The organism is Ekhidna sp., assembly GCF_040220215.1.
Taxonomy (GTDB): Bacteria; Bacteroidota; Bacteroidia; order Cytophagales; family Cyclobacteriaceae; genus Ekhidna.
Genome location: NZ_JAVJTR010000020.1, coordinates 1 through 18,098, shown reverse-complemented (window position 1 = coordinate 18,098; position 18,098 = coordinate 1). Strand labels below are relative to the sequence as shown.

The window sequence follows — 18,098 nt, the reverse complement described above, 5'->3', positions numbered from 1 at the left end:
TCATGATAAAGAACATAAAAAACATATTAACTCTCGCACTTATCACTGTAGCCGGGTTCACCTTTGCTCAGATCCCAAGTGCAGAAACAGGAGTGTTCGCATTGACGAATGCAACCATTGAAACAGTAACGAACGGAACCATTCAGAATGGCACATTGATTATCTCTGATGGTAAAATTGCCGAGGTAGGAACCGGAGTATCCATTCCACAAGGTGCTAAAACCATCGATTGCTCAGGACTGACTATCTATCCCGGAATGATCGACGGAGGTACTCAACTCGGTTTGGTTGAGGTGAGCTCTGATCCAAGAACCAGAGATAACAATGAAATTGGCGAGGTTATCCCTCACATTCAGGCATTAACTGCGGTCAACCCGAGTTCAGCCATTCATCCGGTAACACGAGTGAATGGTGTTACAACTGCTTTGACTATGCCTTCTGGTGGTTTATTTCCGGGAACAGCCGCATTGATTAACCTGCATGGTTACACCCCAGACCAAATGTATGCTGGATTCAAAGGAGTTGTTTTGAACTTTCCAACAACAGGAAGAAGAGGTCGATGGGATCGACGTTCAGATGATGATATCAAAAAAGCTGCAGAGAAAGCACTGAAACAACTGAATGAAGTTTGGACAAAAGCTATTCAATATCACAAGATTGATTCTGCCAGCGGTGGAAAAGATCAACCCTATTATCCGGAAATGGAAGCTTTGCTACCAGTTGTAAGGGGAGAAATGAAAATGTTGGTTAATGTGAATTCCTCTGCCGATATCAAAGAGGCACTGAAGTGGTTGGATGAAAATGGCGTTGATGCAATTCTTTGTGGCGTTTCTGAAGGCTGGAGAGTGGCAGATGAAATAGCTGAAGCAGGAGTGCCTGTGATAACCGGACCTGTTCTCAGCAACCCCACCCGGGATTATGATCGCTATGATCGCCCATATGCTAATGCTGGAGCAATGCAAAAGGCGGGCGTTAAAGTAGCTTTACGAACCAATGAAGTGGAAAATGCCCGTAACCTTCCCTACCATGCAGGATTCGCAGCAACTTATGGAATGGGCAAAGACGAAGCGCTGAAAGCAGTCACTATCGTTCCTGCAGAAATTTTTGGAGTTTCGGATCAGCTAGGATCACTGGAGAAAGGGAAAATAGCAAATTTGTTTGTGACGGATGGGGATCCTTTCGAAACCAGAACGCAGGTAAAATATGTGTTCATTGAAGGATGGAACATTCCGATGGTGAGCAGACATACTCAACTCTATGAAGAGTACCTTGAACGAGCGCCAGGAGTTGAAAAATAGGAATTAACCAATCCAAGACTGAACCCCTCGAAGATTTTCGAGGGGTTTTATATTTATTTGTTTATCAGGTATATCTAATTTAGGTGAATGTTTGGATCGGGAGATAAAAAGTATGATTTAGGTATTGCACTAGGCGGTGGTGGTGCAAGAGGGTTTGCTCACTTAGGTGTGTTGGAAGCTCTTCATGAAAAAGGGATCAAACCTGATGCAATCTCAGGGGTTAGTGCCGGGGCTATCGCAGGGGCATTTATTGCATCAGGGCACTCGCCAAAAGAAGCATTCGACATTATTAAGCAGTACCGGTTCACCGGCATTTCAGAACTGAATATTCCAAAAACAGGCCTTCTAAGTTCTGCCAAGATGAAGTCAAGGCTGCTAAAAAAAATTCCGACTAAAAACCTGGAAGACCTTGAAATCCCACTTGTTATATGTGTGAGTAATATGCTGGATGGAAAACCAGAATACCTGACTGAAGGCCCTTTGGCTGACATCATTCAGGCCTCAGCTTCCATTCCCGTACTCTTCAGCCCTGTCGAAATAAATGATAAGCTGTATTCAGACGGAGGTATTTTTGATAATGTCCCCATCAGACCTCTCAAAAATCATTGCAAAAAAGTAATCGGCGTGAGTATAAGCCCCATTCAGGAAATCAAAGAGTTGACCAGTCTCATTCAGGTAACTACCCGTATGTTTCAACTGGCAGTCAACCCAAGTACAAAGGAATTAGAAAAGCAATGTGATGTATTTATAGAGCCGCCGGACCTTTGCAACTATGACATCATGGATACCAAACATGCTCAGGAAATATTTGATATAGGCTATGAGTATGTGAAGAATATGGAGATAGATCTTTAAATGAATACCGCCGTTTTAATCAGCAATCTTGTCATTGGACCACTATTATTAGTCTTTGCACTATTGTTTAAGGCTTTTCCACCAAAAAAGATCAATTGGCTTTATGGCTACAGAACTCCTCGATCCATGAAGTCTCAGGAATCATGGAATGCTGCTAATAAGTATGCTAATGATTTAATGATGTATGTGGCGATTATTACCATAATTTCTCAGATAATTCTATATTTTATCTTTCCCAGAGAAATAGCAGTACTTACTTCTTGCGGTCTAATGTGTATTTTACTGGTTTTAAGTCTTATTGTAGTAGAGAAATTCTTAAAAGAAAACTTTGATCAGGAAGGAAAACGAAAGAGTCCTTAAAATTGAAGTTTCTCATTCTTTCAAAAACCGCCAATTTTTAGCGTGATGAAATAGTTAAGTTCATCAAAGGAATCTGATTCCGTATTTATCAGCTCTAAATCTTGGGTAAACCGTTTACTCACCCCGAATGCTAAACGAAAGTTTCTGCTAATATTGAATTCAAGATCGGCTCCCGGTTCTATGTACCAAAACACATCTCCATCAACTTCACTATCGATTGGTCCGGGCATGGTGTTGTCTTCATTAATTCTATGATATCCCAGCCATCCAGCACCTCCGGATACAGGAAAAGTAACATGGACAACCTCGTTGGAAAAAAAGATCAACTCTAGAAACATTCCACCATACCCTCCCAGGATATTAACTTCCTGCCCCGTTTCAATGTCATCGAACTTTGCTGTAGGAATTACACCATGTCCTTCCAGTCCAATCCCGAGTGTCCGGTTAATGATCCAACCACCTCTTAGCCCTGCTAAAACCATTGACTCTTCTCGAAATTTCGTGCTTCTAAACGATAATGCACCAAAACCACCGCTATGGCTCATGGAACCACTAAGTGTTTTAATGTCTTGTCTTCGCTCTCGCTTTCTATCCGGCTCTGAGCTTTGATAATAAATGATCTTAGGTGTGTCATTCCCACTTTCAGGCGTACTTTTCACTTCTTGTGAAGGTTTTGGGATGGTATCAGCAGGTATTGGTTTATGTTCTGTCTTTGTACTGTCACTTTCCTGGGCAATTGCTGTACCAGTCATTAAAACAATTGCCAAAATCAAAATATGCTTCATTCCTTTTTTAATTGAGTGTGTTTGGGGTAAAGACAGTAAAAACAATGAATGGTTTCCTCGTTTTGTAAACCTATTTCTTATTTGCATCTTTTACCTTTGCCAGCTTTAAATTTTAATTGTACAATGGCGGAATACAATTTTCAGGGAATCGAAAAAAAATGGCAACAATACTGGAAAAACCAGAAAGTATATGAAGTGCCCAACGAATCCGACAAACCAAAATATTACATGCTCGACATGTTCCCCTATCCGTCAGGGGCCGGACTACATGTTGGTCATCCACTGGGCTACATAGCCTCTGACATTGTTTCACGATACAAACGGCTAAAGGGGTTTAACGTCCTACACCCAATGGGATTTGATAGTTTCGGATTGCCCGCCGAGCAATATGCCATTCAAACAGGCCAGCATCCCGCAATAACCACCGACGAAAACATCGCCAGATATAAAGAGCAACTAAAGGCCCTTGGCTTTTCTTATGACTGGTCCAGAGAATTGCGAACAAGCGATCCTAAATTCTATAAATGGACGCAATGGATTTTCAAACTCATTTACAACAGCTGGTACAGCAATGAAACTGACAAAGCGGAGCATATTGATGTATTGATTGCTATTCTTGAAAAGGAAGGGAATGTTAATATCGATGCGGCATGTGATGCCCATACACCAATCATAACGGCAGAAGAATGGAATAACTTCTCTGAAAAAGAGCAGCAACTATTCCTTCTCAAGTACAGATTGACCTATCAGGCAGAAACCACGGTTAACTGGTGCCCTGCATTAGGAACTGTGTTATCCAACGACGAAGTAAAAGATGGTTACTCGGAGCGCGGAGGACACCCAGTGGTCAAAAAAACCATGCCTCAGTGGAGCATGCGGATTACTGCCTATGCTGATCGGCTATTGACCGGCTTGGACAAAATTGACTGGCCTGAGCCAATCAAAGAAATGCAGCGCAATTGGATAGGTAAATCCTATGGGGCAGAAGTTGATTTCAAAGTTGAAAATTCAGAACAAAATATACGAGTCTTCACCACACGAATAGACACCATATTCGGAGTTTCATTTATGGTCATTGCACCTGAGAGTGAACTCGTAAATGAGTTGGTAACTGATGATCAAAAGAAAGAAGTAGATGAATATGTGAGCGTTGCGAAGAATCGTTCGGAACGAGAACGGATGAGTGATGCGAAAAACGTAACCGGGGTGTTTACCGGAAGCTATGCATTACATCCTTTTACGGAGGAAAAAATTCCGATATATATCGCAGATTATGTCCTTGCCGGATACGGAACAGGTGCAGTAATGGCCGTTCCTAGTGGTGATCAACGGGATTTTGACTTTGCGAAAAAGTTTGATCTACCGATTCCTCTGATTAACGATGCGCAAAAGCTAACCGAAACCGAAGCTGATCCAACCAGGGATGGGAAAATCATCAATTCAGATTTTCTGAATGGCATCACTCCGACAGAAGCAATGGAAAGAGGAATCCAGGAAGTAGAAAAGCGAGGTATTGGTGTAAGAAAAGTCAATTACAAACTTCGGGATGCCATTTTCGGTCGTCAGCGATACTGGGGGGAACCTATCCCTGTATACTATGAAGATGGTATTCCAAAACTCATTCCTGATGAAGATCTACCTCTAAATCTTCCAAAAGTAGATGAGTACCTTCCTACGGAGGATGGTGATCCGCCATTGGGTAGAGCTAAAGACTGGAACTACAATGGACATCCGTATGAGCTATCTACCATGCCTGGTTGGGCCGGCAGTAGTTGGTATTTCTTCCGCTACATGGATGCGCATAATGAAGATGAGTTTTGCGGTGAGAATGCCAGAGCCTACTGGCAGGATGTAGACTTCTACATGGGTGGAAGTGAACATGCCACCGGCCACCTGCTATACTCCCGCTTCTGGACGAAGTTCCTTTGTGATATGGGAATCATTGAAGTGGATGAATTTGCTAAAAAGCTCATCAATCAGGGAATGATTCAGGGGCGCTCGAATTTTGCCTATCGCATAAACGGCGAGAACAAGTATGTTTCGAAAGGACTGAAGAACCAATACGATACCACTCCTATACACGTGGATGTGAATATTGTTAAAGACGATATTCTGGATATTGAAGCGTTTAAAGAATCAAGACAGGATGCAACAAATGCTGAATTCATCCTTGAGGATGGCAAGTATATCTGCGGATGGGAAGTGGAGAAAATGTCCAAGTCCAAATTCAATGTGGTCAATCCGGATGAGCTGGTCGAACGATACGGCGCTGACACATTAAGAATGTACGAAATGTTCCTGGGTCCCATCGAACAAAGTAAACCATGGAATACCAATGGTATTGAAGGGGTTTACAAGTTTTTAAGAAAATTCTGGTCACTTTTCCATGATGGCGATACATTCAGCATTTCAGAAGAAAAACCAACAAAAGAAGAACTTAAAGTCCTTCATGGCACGATCAAGAAGGTAGCCGATGATGCGGAGAAACTTTCTTTGAACACTTCGGTGAGTACCTTCATGATTGCTGTGAATGAACTGTCTTCAATGAAATGCAATAAGCGAGCGATTCTGGAACCAATGACGATCATCCTCTCTCCTTTCGCTCCTCACATTGCGGAGGAACTTTGGCATTTGCTAGGTCATGAAACTTCTGTCGTTGATGCAGCCTACCCGGCTTTTGAGGAAAAGTACCTTGTGGAAGATTCCATCGAATATCCGGTTTCAGTAAATGGAAAGATGCGGGCAAAAATCAGCTTTGCAGCTGACGCCAGCAAAGAAGAAGTGGAATCGGGAGCTTTGGCAAATGAAACCATCCAGAAATGGATGGACGGCAAAGAACCTCGAAAGGTGATCGTAGTGCCTAAGAAGATTGTGAATATTGTGGTTTAATTTTTTAGTGACATCCTTGAACGAAGTAAAGAATCTACTTATTATCCAAAAAACGCTGGAAGATGCCGGATCAAGTCCGGCATAACAATTAAACAAACCCCCTGATGAAATTCATCAGGGGGTTCTCTTTTCTATTTGCAAACCTTAATGTACGATTAATATCCTTCTGGACTGCCGTTTTCGTTCTTCTGCGTAGAGATAGATGAAGTATAGTCCTGAAGGAACATCTTTTGTTTCAACTGTCAAGGTTCTTGTGCCTTTGACTATCTGCCCTTTCAGTACTTCCCTACCGGACTGATCGAATACAATCCACTCTGTATTCTCCAAAATAGGATCTTTAAAATCTAATGTTACTTCTCCATCTGCCGGATTAGGATAAATATCCATCTCAGCAAGCTGATCTTCCAGACCAAGAGCCAACTGGGACTTACCATTCACTTCACCCCATCCGGCCTGTAAAATTTGCTTCGTTTTTCTGTTCTGAACAAAGGCAATTACCCTCAGTTCATCCGGCGAATAAACATTGGTAATATCCCATTCAATTGTATAATCGAATGATTGGCCAGGGTTTACTACACCCTTGTAACTATAGCCTGCAGCATCCGGTAGCATGACCCGCAGCACATTCCTTAGGGTATCGTTCGGTTGATAAACCCCAATATCAAAATTGGGATCATCGGCAATTATGTCTGCGATTAAAACCTCTTTCTCCACTACTGCAAAATGGAAAGTAAGATCAAGGTTTTCAGCTACAGAGTTTTGCGCTACAAACGAAATTGAGGCTTCTATTCGCTGGTCATCCGTGCCATCATTATCAATCCGCACACCCCTTGCTCCAAGTGGCAATAAAAACTTGGTTGGCTGAATGGATTTAACCTCAATGTCATTTTCATCCCAGTTTAGCTGGTCTGACTGAGGATAAAGCTCGCCATCTAAAACAGAACTTGGAACCTGATCAATGCCATAGTACGAAGACCTGGCCGCAGGACCCGCTTTACTTCTTCTATTCAATTGATCAAACCGTGTACCACTGTTGGATAGACCAGTGAAATAGTTAATGGTTAGAATATTTGGAGTAGACTGTTCTACAGCATTACTGACTGTTCTGCTGGTTGCAGAGAGTAAGCTTGAAAATTGCTCAACTAGCACATTTCTGTCCAATTGGAAGATTGTGAATTCATCAAAAGAGAAACCCAATCCGTCTTTAACATCGGTCACTGCTCCGGAGGCTCCTAAAGCAAACCTGAACCGTACATTTGAAAGATCATCTACTCCATCAAATTCCAATGCATGGACACTTTCCAGCCAAGTTTGATTTTGAGGGTTTGGTTCCTGATTTGCCCACCCCACATCTCCATCATTATAATCTGTGCTCAACCCTGCACCCCACCCCACTGTCAGATCACCAGGCGCACTTGAGATACCGTTTTCAGTGTACCAGTTGTTGCCGGTAGATGGAACTGTATTTGCAGGATTATAATCACCAATATTCTTCCAGATTTCACCACCGTCCGTAGAATATTGCATCACTACTCCATCCTTAGAGCTATCCAGGCTTCTAAATGTATAAAGGGATAAAGCAGGGTTTACCAATGCTGATATGTCAAAGGTTGGTGAGTATACATAAGACTCTTCTCCTCCCTGATAGGTTCCTGATAAATTGGTATGCCATCCACGTGATGTACCATTAGCACCACTGGTAAAATTGACAATATCCGGCTCACCGGCATTGGTTTTAGCCCCCCATGCCCAGCTATTTTGCCTTGCAGGGGTGTTCAGGTCGCCTGTCAAACCATCGTCACTTTGGAACTCTCCTAACCAGCCTCCATCGGAGGATTCAAAATCCTGGCTGTAAATTCCTGTTACCGTGATCTTTTCCAGAATCTGGAAGGTTCTTGTTTCCGTCAATTCACAGCCTGCTTCTGAGCTAATACTCAAACTGGCCGTAAATGTTCCGGCTGTAGGAATGGAAAAGGTAGCAGGTGTTAAATCATCCTGTGTCACACTATTTACCAAAGTATTTGATGCATCCCGAACCTCAAAAACAACCCCATCTGTTGCGATAGTAGATGCATTCACGTCGAAAAAACTAAAAGTGGTAGGCTCTCCGGCGGTAATGCCATCTATTCTAAATTGAGTTGCAGGAATGGTACTTACCAATACTTCCATAAACACGGTATCACTGAAACATCCTTCAAAATCATCATATCCCGGCACAAGATCCGTATTATGGATTAAAGCAAACTGGAACGTTTCATTGGTAGCACCGGACAAACCCAAATTCGCGGCTGTTACATTAGTACCGAATGCAACAGGATTGGCATTAACTATGGCCGTCCCATCATCGCTGGCAGTAAACCAAATGACCCGATCATCATTACCTGCAGCTGGCGAGCTAAGCACGGATACGTTAAACGGGGTGTTTGATGCTAAACCTGCACTCGCATCCACACAATAATTGAATGAATAGTCAAAACCTCCTGTTAAAGCCCCGGTTGACGTGTTTGTTGGCGCACTCACTGTTGGGGTGTCGGGGATTGGATATACAATCAAGTCAACCTGTGTAAGTCCTGATGTACAACCTGTAAACCCGGCATCATCTCTAACATTAGAATTTAATCGCATGTATAAAGTGTATGTCCCCGGAGTGTTACGTACGTCTACACCAAAGGCATTATTGTAATCTGAAGCAACAATCCGGTCATCCTGTGTGTCATTTAGCGTTACCTGATTGGTACCATCGCTATTGAGGAACCAGTCATACAAATATTCATTGACACCATCTGGTGGGTTAATACTAATATCCGGCAATGACTCCCCTTCACACATATAGTACGCGACAACTCCACTAACGTCATTTGGATTATCTGAAAATTCTGAAAGATCCGGTTTATTTGGTATCTCAAAAACATTGATGGTTATTGTCAGTTTATCGCTTGCGCAACCGGTAAATTCCCTGCCTTCCGCTGGTTCAGTCGCCGGGAAGGAATTATCGTGATCCACAATCAGGATTTCGAATTCATAAGAAGCCCCTGGTGACAGGTCTGACAAAAGCGAATCAAATTGCATGGTTGTGTTGGTCAACTGAGCGAACAGTACAGTATCGTCAGCCAGCACAGTAAAATACGATTCTCCGGAGGCAGGAAGTGGATTAAGAACTATGTCCTCGATTGTGGCACTAGCCCCGGTGTTCACACAATAATTGTATTCTACTGAAGAAGAGTTGATTAATCCACCAGCAGTAGATGATGTTAGGTCAGCTTCTGGAATATCCGGCGTACTATGTCCGATAAACCTCACCTGAATGGCATCTGATTGACATACACCCCCTTTATCAGTGTTGTCTACTAATACATAAAAGAAGTCTTCATCTTCACCACCCTGAACTTGGGAGTAACCGAAGAAATCAGTTGCAGTGACTGAAGAACCATCCGCATTTCCATCTACAATATCTAGTGAAGTAGTTAGAGATGGATTGGTAAACCATCTAATTTCCTCATTTAAACCAATCGTAATTGATAACTCATCGAAAGTTTCTCCCTCACAATATTCCAGTGTATAAACATTCCCCACCAATTCTCCTCTTCCGGAGATATCAGTATCAAGAGTTCTAATATCCGGTTTGGCAAGTACCTCAACATTAATCGTATCCGTATCCGTGCAGCCATTCCCACCATCACTCAAGTCCGATGTATAAACAATTTGGTAATCACCAGATGGATCATCAGGAGCAGTTGCCATACCTAGTGGGTTCGCAGGATCAAACAAGTTTCCAGTGATGGTGGCAGAACTTCCACCCAGCGAAATCTCATAGCTATCAACAGTAACGGAGAGTCCATTCAAAGTAGCAGACAGTGCAAATGGGTCTTCGTCTTCACATACTACATCGTTAGGACTCGTTATCTCCACAACCGGATCTGGGTAGAAATACACATCAACTTGACTAATCCGTTGAGATACTGATCCCGAATTATTTGTTGCATAATATATAAATCTAAGTGTGTCAACCGAAGATCTGTCAGTAGATACATCAAAAAGATCATCGGTTAATGCTGAAGGATCAATTTTCCAAATGCCATTCAATGCAAAAGTTGGAATCCCCGAAGTAATTCCCAATGTAACATCATCACGATCATCTGCATCATCACCATCTCTATCATAAGGTAGTATTATTCTTGCAATATTTCCTGCATCTGCTATTCCGGTGGTGATTGCACTATTTGGTTTCCAATTCGTATAAGCACTGCCATTTTTAACGTAGTATACCTCTACATCATAGAAGTCGGGTTGTGAAGTATCTCCATCTTCGCCTGTATCTATACCGGACGGATTGCTATTAACATTGATCACCTCAATACCATCTACCCGACAAAAACTGGTGGTCTGTCCGGCATTGAAAACATTATTTGCTGAGTTCACCACAAGAGTTTGCGCAATAAACCTTGCCTTTTCTCCATCTGCATTCTCAAATTCCAATCTTATATTATGTGGAGAATTTGTATTACCCGCACTGCTCGGGACAAATCGTACATCAGAAACTGTCGTTCCATAATCAAAATCCGTCAACCCATTTCCTGAGAAAGTCAGGGTTTGATCAGATGGATGATTTCTTACTGTTAGTGTTGTGCCGCTATTATCATCTTCACTAAAGGCGGTCAGGTTTGGACTAAGCTCAACAGCATCCAGTAAAGCAATCGAGTACTTAGCTGAAGGTCCTTCGCTATCCACACTATTGGTGGCCGTCTCTGTTATGTAGAAAGTGTAGATTCCATGATCCTCAGTGCCATCAGAGAAATCCACGGCAGGGAAAAAGTCTGCAAGCGTTGGAGAAGTGGTTGCAGCCACGTTTGTTTCCTGATAAACTACCGTTGATAGTGCAGCATCAGAATAAATCGTAATGGTACTCGTGCCGGTAATATTTGGTGTAATTGTGATCGGCGTTGATGTCTCTACCCCACTAGTATTGGTACGGTACATAGCAACGTCAGAATCAACATCTTCTGTCAATCCGGTTGAGTTTTCAGATAGCGCGGGAGTTAGATTGAGGTCTCGTTCTATCAACAATCCTGTTGCATCATCGGCAAGTGAATTGGTGGAGAGATCCGCATAATTACTTGAGCTAGAAGCATAAGTCAATGTAAGATCGCCTACAGAACCTGAAAAATTATTGACCGTCAAAATCAAATTGGCATCTCCGGCAGTTCCATCCGAAACACCTGTTACTGTAAAAGCAGTACCCTGTGCATCTGATATACTGAAATCTCCTGGTGTGTTACTTAAAATCTGCATGTTATCGCTAAACGCGACAGTTATGGAGGTTGAACTGTTCACCGTTGCAGTTTGAAGAGTAGGAGCGGTATTATCTATTGTAAACAGGTTGGAAACCACATTTGCAGCCAGCGTATTACCGGCAGGATCCGGAGAACCTGCTCCTGAAACCGTAACGCCCAATGTGCCATCACCTGCAATTCCGGAAACTGTCAATGTGTAATTGCCACCTCCATCGTTTACCAAACTACCGGCAGTCAATGCGCTAGCAGTAACACCCGTCAGGTTTGTGCTGATATCAGCGAAAGTGAATCCCGCATCCATTACCTCACTGAAAGCAAGATCAAATGAAACAGAATTGCTGTTTGTTCCATCTGCTGTTCCTGCTGCCGGGGCATTTCTTGTAATCGTAAGCGTTGGGATAGTGTTGTCTACATTCACACTTGTGCCTGCACCCGATCCTGATACACTTGTGACTTGTGTGGCCGCATTGCCTGCATCATCTGTGAAATTTAGGGTGAAAGTCACATTCCCTTCCTTGTCACCAGCGTCCACATTATAGCTTGCAGTATAATTAGGGTTTGATCCCCCGATGGTCACCGTCCCAGCCACTGATACTCCTCCACTTCGGAAGGCAACTGTTGGATTTCCGGTCAGGTCATCATTTACTGTGAATGAAAGCGTAACCGTATTCCCCGTAATCGCCTGATCTGTATTCGTGCCATTGTTTGATACAATCGTCACATTCGAAGCTGTAGGTGCTGCATTGTCTATCGTAATTGTTCCTGAAGAAGCCAGACTGCCTAGCCCGTTTGTGGCGGCATCCTCAACAGAATTGGCAGCCAGCGATATGCTGATATCTCCATTACCACTTGTGATCGGTATGGTATAGGTATAATTCTGATTGTCTCCATCTGGTGTAAGGGAAGCAGCACCAAGGGTAACACCACCCGGATTATTGATAGTCACATCTCCCAACACAAAAGTGCTATTGTCAATGGCAGTACTAAATGCAATATCAAAAGAGATCGAAGCATCATTGGTACCGGTAAACGATCCACTGCTTACGGCATTTCTAGTGATGGTTGCGGTCGGTGCGGTGTTATCTATCGTAAACAGCTCAGAAACCACGTTTGCGGCCAGCGTGTTACCAGCAGGATCCGGCGATCCAGCACCGGAAACCGTAATGCCCAATGTACCATTTCCCGCAATTCCGGAAACTGTCAATGTGTAATTGCCTCCTCCATTATCTACCAAACTACCGGCATTCAATGCGTTAGTAGTAACACCCGACAGATTTCTGCTGATATCAGCGAAAGTGAATCCTGTATCCATTACCTCACTGAAAGCAAGGTCAAACGAAACGGAATTACTGTTCGTTCCACTTACGCTTCCGGTTCCGGGAGCATTTCTTGTGATCGTCAGGGTAGGAATCGTATTGTCAACATTCACACTGGTGCCTGCGCCCGATCCCGATACACTTGTGACCTGTGTGGCCGCATTACCTGCATCATCTGTGAAATTCAGCGTGAAGGTTACGTTACCGTCTCTATCGCTTGCGTCCACAATATAACTTGCCGTGTAATTCGGATTTGATCCCCCTATAGTTACTGTCCCGGCTACAGCCACACCACCACTTCGGAAAACAACCGCAGGGTTTCCGGTCAGGTTATCGTCCACAGTGAATGAAAGCGTAACCGTATTACCGGTAACAGCTTGGGTATCATCTGCATTGTTTGACGTAAGCGTCACATTCGATGCTGTAGGTGCTGTGTTGTCTATCGTAATGGTTCCTGAAGATGCTGCACTACCAAGTCCATTTGTGGCTGCATCAGCAACAGAACCGGCGGCCATCGAAATACTTATGTTTCCATTACCACTGGTAATTGGAATAGTAAAGGTGTAATTCTGATTGTCTCCATCTGATGTAAGGGACGCAGCACCAAGGGTAACACCACCCGGATTATTGATAGTCACATCTCCCAATACAAAAGTGCTATTGTCAATGGCAGTACTAAATGCAATATCAAAAGAGATCGAAGCATCATTGGTACCGGTAAATGACCCGCTGCTTACTGCATTTCTAGTAATCGTAGCTGTAGGGGCTGTGTTATCAATGGCGAAGACACTGGATACCACATTAGCGGCCAGCGTGTTGCCGGCAGGGTCAGGAGAGCCCGTTCCTGAAACAGTGATTCCTAGTGTGCCATCACCAGTTATGCCCGATACCGTAAGCGTATAGTTGCCTCCGCCATCATCTACCAAATCCCCACCAACCAATGCATTCGCAGTGACTCCACTCGTGTTCAAAGTAATATCATTGAAAGTAAATCCTGCATCCATCACTTCACTAAAAGCAAGATCAAATGAAACAGAATTGCTATTTGTGCCATTTACCGTTCCAGCTGCAGGTGCATTTCTTGTAATTGTTAACGTTGGGATGGTATTATCTACTGTTACCGAACTTGCATCTGAAACTGCAGTTACAGTTGTTCCTGCATTGCCACCATCATCCGTAAAGTTTAAGGTGAAAGTCACATTCCCGTCTCTATCAATTGCGCTAACATCATAAGTTGCCTCATAGTTAGGGGCTGATGAATTATCAATTGTCACTGCATTGTCTACAGTAGCCCCTCCACTTCTAAAAGTCACTGTGGGATCGGTACTAAAATCATCATCAATCGTAAAGGCTAACGTCACCGTATTTCCGGTAACGGCATGCGTACTATTTGTTGCATTGTTTGATGAAATTGATATTGTATTGGCAATCGGGGTTGCATTATCCGTATAATCAATCGGTGCTAGCGCATCTTGCATTTCGTTGGCCGAAACACCATCCTCTATGATATCATTGAGACCAGCTGCAACATATGCTACTGTGTGTCCTGATATTCCTGTACCGGTAATTGGTGATCCGTCAAAATTTAATGTTAATGAGGTTACACCATCTGCTGAATAATTGCCCAGATCTATGGCATTAGCTCCACCGTTAATTTGAACTCCATCAAACCCATCAGTACCTAACAAAGCGTCACTAATATCTACTGGTTCACTAAACGTTAATACTACCTGATCAATGTTACCGTCCACAGTGTTGACATCATTCCAGGTAGCATCTGTAATCAAAATTGGAGCCCCATCTATGGATGTTAAAGTTGCTGTAGAGGCTGTATTAGCTACTAAATCGTTCACCTGACTTGCATTCAGGGTTACATCAGGCGTTGCACCTGTATCATTACTTCCGCTCTGAGTGATTGTAAGTATAATTTCATCGTCATCAACTCCGGAACCCGCAGCAGGTGTCACAGCACTTATGGTGAAGCCGGCAACTGAAAAATCGTCAAATCCGCCAGCAGAAATTTCATCAATAGTACCTGCATCTACATCTTCCGAGAATAGAATTGTGATTTCGTCAATTTGACCATCTGAGTCAGAATCAGCAGTAGTTGCAGAGATGAATACTGGATCGGCATTGTCAGAGGCCGTTAAGGTGGCTCCCGGAATGGTGTTTGCATCAGTATCATCCAGTTCTCCACCATTCACGGTTACGTCTGGTGTGGCATCCGTATCGAAAGCTCCCATTTCAGCAACCGTTAATATTATTTCATCATCATTTATCCCTGCCCCTGCAACTGGGGTAACTGCCGTAATGGTATAGCCACCGGTGACTAAAAAATCATCAAATCCTCCCGTAGGATCTTCATCAAGAGTCCCTGCTACATCTATTACATCAGAAAACCTTACCAGAATACCATCCAGATATCCATTGCCATCGTCAATAGTACTAGCCGAAAGTAAAATTGGAAGCGCTCCATCCGTAATTGCAAGATTAGAAAAATCAGCGATTGCATTTAGATTGGATGAATTATCGGTGATATCGTCACCCCCATTGGTATATTCCAAATGATAGGCTCCAGTTCCTGAAGTATTTGATGGAGTCCATTCTAACCGAACATATTCATCATCAAATGCATTTACAGCAGCTAAATCTGTAACTTCAGAAGAAAATCCAGTAATCACATCATCCTGAAGTCCTGACACAAAATTATCAGAGGAAACTATCCAATCGCTTAAAGAGAGAGCGAATGTAATGTCTTTCACATTTTCAGAAAATTCCAGTTCAATGGCATCCGTATTTCCATTACCATCTGAGTCGATTGAAAGGGAATTAATTATGATCGGTGATGCCATATCACTTTCGGTAATAGATGCATCTGAGGCAGCTGCGTTGGTGGCAATATCCGCCAACGACCCTGCACTATACGAAGTTGAAAATGTGGACGTTCCTACCAGACTTACCTGGAGAGTGAAATATTGGTCATCTGTTGCGTCAGGGTCCAGAGAATTTGATATGGATGCATCAAGTGTCGGTGCTGCACCGTCAATACTGAAATCTGCAGCAACAATAGAGCCATCTTCAATCGGCTCACTCATCTCAATGACCACTTCATCAATCACTCCATTAACTGTTTCGGAATCAAAGAAATGTGCTGCCACAAAGATTGGATCGGCAACATCCACGGTTGTTATGGATGCATTGGAATTTGCCAGGTTTGCAGATATATCTGCGAGGGTGCCTTGCGTGTATGCTAATGTGGTTGCTTGTGTACCAGGTACAGTCACCTGAAGCGTAAAGTATTGGTCATTGTCAGTAGCATCTAACGGGTTAACTGCAGCTAGACTCAAAACAGCTGCATCTACTGTTCCGGATCCTATGGTAAAATTATTTTCATCAGCGGATGTTTCGTCGATCTCCTCTCCCATTTCTACGGCTACCTCATCAATATCACCATCACCATCGGTATCATAATAATAGGCATTCAAAAATACAGGTGGTGACATATCCGCCGTTACTTCGAATGTACTACTGGTTGGCGCGTCAGTCAAAGCTCCGGCTGTCGTATTAAGCTCTCTGCCTGAAGCAGGTAAATTGTGTACAATTTCACTTACGGTACCAACACCATTAACCCAATCTGAGGCGTTAGCCACACTTGGTGTGGCGTAAACAGGCGATAGAGTTCCTGTTGAAGTAATCTGAACAGCATCAGCAACATTGTCATAGTCAAGATCTCTATTGCCATTCTCATCGATGGCCTCCAATGTTACAGCTGGTGTCATTACCGCTGTTGCGCTCACATCTGATGGTTGTTGTAAAAATGCATATTCTGTTGCTACAACATTTACAGTTACTGATGTTGTAATTGGTGTACTGCTAGTGGTATAAGGGGCTCCTGCCAATGAAACCCTATCCACATTAGCCATGTCAGCCGTGCTTAGCTCAAATATCAAGTCCTTGCCATCAATATCAACAGCTTCTACGCCTAAGTTGGTGTTAAACCAAATTCTTAAAGCATATTCCTTACCTAGATATGTTCCATCGTCCCCGTCATCATTTCCTGGTAAATCCCCCAGCTGACCATTGCCATGAGGAATTGAAGTAAATGCGATATTATCTGAATTGATAACCCCGGCTTGTGATTGGCCATTTTCATCTATAAGTATGGCACCTGCAAGTGCGACAGACCAGTCAACGTCATCTCCAGATCCTCTTCTGAATGTAACACTGGTTACATTTTCCCTTCCATTGCTTCCATTAAGTAAGTGATAGTGAAAAACACTCACAGCTTCTGTTTGGGAATCAATCAAACTCGATATCACTCCGGGATCTGTATTACATTGTGAAGCAGCCAGATGGCCATTATCACTCCCTGAATTTGGTTCATCATAGGTGGTCTGATAATCGAACGTACACTCAACAGGTGCTGTATTATTGGCTATAAAGTCAAGGTCATCATTATTCAAAATACCAGGGTATGAGTTGCCAACTGCATCATCAATAGCGCTTGCTGCAACTTGAATAGCATACTCATTTGTTAATGTCAAGTTAGTGGCCGGATCAATAGTGACCGTATTTGTAGCAAGGCTTAATTCTGTAGCTGAAGTCACATCATATGAAACAGATGAAGCAGGAGTTGTAATGTTGTTTAAGTCAATGTTTCCACTACCAAAAACAACATCCTCAGAAAAGGTTAATGTTAGATTGTTGGCTGGTGGAAAGCTGGCTGAATTATCAGCCGGGAAAGAACTAACAAGTGCAGGACTTGCACCATCAGTAAGCGTTTCAAAATCATCTCCTGATGCAGTAATTGCATTACCGCTTGCATCTTCCCACAGGCCTGTCAAACCGTCTATACCAAGAGATCCTATACTGGTGTTTTCAGTGAGTTGGTCTGCTATACCGGTCACAGAAACGATATTTGTTGCCCCGGCAGGAACAGAGATGGTTGGGGCTGAAATTGCTTCGCTTACCACCTCTCCATCCGGCAATGTCAATGTTCCAAGATCTAAGGTTATTGGTGCTGCGCCATTATCTGTATCAATATTTTCACTGAATGTGATATCAATCCGATCAATAAAGCCATCAAGAGTGGTATCAAAAATTTCAAGATCTGCTACTATTGGTGCTGCGCCATCTGTGAATGTAGCCTGAGCCTGAGCTCCTAGCGTATTGTTGGTGTTCGTACCATCAGTAAGACTGAATGCATTTTGAGTATTAACAGCTATAGTAGCTGAATTCTCTTCTGTATCAACAACTGTTGACTCTGTTCCTAAAACAACTATTACACTGGAAACCGATCCTGTT

6 protein-coding genes are annotated in these 18,098 nt (G+C 43.1%); 4 read left to right on the top strand and 2 right to left on the bottom strand.

Annotated features, from left to right (window positions below):
- The first annotated feature begins 2 nt into the window (after positions 1–2).
- From RIC88_RS13910 to RIC88_RS13900, 3 genes are all read left to right on the top strand, one after another.
- Positions 3–1,298, top strand: a complete 1,296-nt coding sequence (locus RIC88_RS13910; RefSeq protein WP_350218159.1) for an amidohydrolase family protein — start codon at positions 3–5, stop codon at positions 1,296–1,298.
- An 87-nt stretch (positions 1,299–1,385) separates the two neighbouring features.
- Complete coding sequence (locus tag RIC88_RS13905) at positions 1,386–2,153, top strand: patatin-like phospholipase family protein (RefSeq protein WP_350218158.1); 768 nt, start codon at positions 1,386–1,388, stop codon at positions 2,151–2,153.
- Positions 2,154–2,513: an SdpI family protein gene (locus tag RIC88_RS13900; protein WP_350218157.1), complete on the top strand. Its 360-nt coding sequence runs from the start codon at positions 2,154–2,156 to the stop codon at positions 2,511–2,513.
- A 20-nt stretch (positions 2,514–2,533) separates the two neighbouring features.
- Here RIC88_RS13900 and RIC88_RS13895 read toward each other — a convergent pair whose 3' ends face one another.
- Positions 2,534–3,298, bottom strand: coding sequence for a hypothetical protein (locus RIC88_RS13895; protein ID WP_350218156.1), 765 nt, complete (start codon positions 3,296–3,298; stop codon positions 2,534–2,536).
- Between the two features lie 123 nt (positions 3,299–3,421).
- Here RIC88_RS13895 and leuS point away from each other — a divergent pair, with 123 nt between their 5' ends.
- Positions 3,422–6,187, top strand: coding sequence for a leucine--tRNA ligase (gene leuS / locus RIC88_RS13890; RefSeq protein WP_350218155.1), 2,766 nt, complete (start codon positions 3,422–3,424; stop codon positions 6,185–6,187).
- A gap of 144 nt (positions 6,188–6,331) precedes the next feature.
- Here leuS and RIC88_RS13885 read toward each other — a convergent pair.
- A partial coding sequence (locus RIC88_RS13885; protein WP_350218154.1) for a T9SS type A sorting domain-containing protein occupies positions 6,332–18,098 on the bottom strand: 11,767 nt, incomplete at its 5' end.